The 1,196-nt window shown below is 51.7% G+C and carries 1 protein-coding gene and 1 pseudogene; both read right to left on the bottom strand.

All coding sequences use genetic code 11. The features are described from left to right. Nucleotides 1–449 (bottom strand): reverse transcriptase N-terminal domain-containing protein (locus K1T76_RS14885; protein ID WP_230245741.1); only part of this gene is annotated, 449 nt, incomplete at its 3' end. Nucleotides 450–1,024: 575 nt separating this feature from the next. Beyond that, nucleotides 1,025–1,196, bottom strand: a pseudogene (locus K1T76_RS14890) (IS66 family transposase); the annotation flags it as partial.

The raw sequence follows: 1,196 nt of genomic DNA on the forward strand, positions 1-1,196 counted from the left end.
TTCCGATCAGCAGTGGTCTCCGCGATGGGTTCCAAAGCCAGCAGATGGAGCGCCTGCATGGCCCGGCATTTCATCGTGGGTATCCCGAGAGGTCTCATCTTGCCATTTTTCTTCGGAATAAGGACTCTCCGAAGCGGAAGGGGCGTGTAACCTCGCCTCTTCAACGACATCATCGCACCGGTCTTGGCCTTGGGTGTATTCCAAGTCACCTTGTCGACCCCAGCCGTGTTTTTGCCTTTGTTTTCAGACACTCGTTTTACGGCCAATGCTTTGCCACTAAACGAGTGAGTCAGCAGCCATTGCAAAGCTTTCGCCTTGTTATACCTGCCGTCTTGTACCGCCTTCACAATACGCGCTTGCAGCCCTCTGACATGACGCTGTACAGCAATCCAATCGATGCTGTCCCACGATGTGCTGGAAGGCGCACACGCTGATACTGCTGCGTTCATTTGCTCTCCCTCCATTAAAAGGGTTCTACACACTCTCTTGTGATGAGAGACCATAAGGACGTCAGCCCGCTTTCGCGTGAGGTAATGTTTCAACCTCTATCCAACCCATTACAGACTGGCATTCGCTTTTTCCTCGTTCCTTCGCCCGCATCACCATGGGCAGTTTTTGCAAACTGCTTTCCCAATGGGGGTAATACGGGATTTCCACGTTCCGCTTACTGAAGTACATCGGCTTAGGTGCCTGCTATCGACCGGGAGGCGTATGGGTCACGAATGCGTAGTAGAAAGACGCGATTCCCACCTCCATTACCGTTTTGGTTCGAGCGTATTAGCCATTTCCGCTCGTTCAATTTAACGATCGTTGCGCAGATTCACATGTGTTCACCATACCGATTATCTAGCCCTTGTCCGGCTATGGCTGCCAGAAGAGTACGCCTCTCACGATTGATACCCCGCACCTTGCGGTGCCTCGTTACATTGTCGAAGGCGCTCTTTATTCAGCCTTCTAGATTCACCCGGTGACACGGGTGGTTCCCGCAGGGGGAACAACTTCATTAAGCGACTTCGTGTCGCACCTCTACCCAATTATTGCAAATCGGTAGATTGCCATCATCCAAATAGCGGCTTAAAGCTGGCCAACGCTTCAGAGTGTAATTGATGGCCTTGGCGGTGGGAGAACTCGATGGCACCGTCAGATGATGTTGGTTGAGCCATTCATATAGTTGTTGCATCACTGGTTGACTATGC

Origin of the sequence: Acinetobacter sp. PW68 (assembly GCF_020982655.1) — a bacterium.
Taxonomy (GTDB): Bacteria; Pseudomonadota; Gammaproteobacteria; order Pseudomonadales; family Moraxellaceae; genus Acinetobacter; species Acinetobacter towneri_A.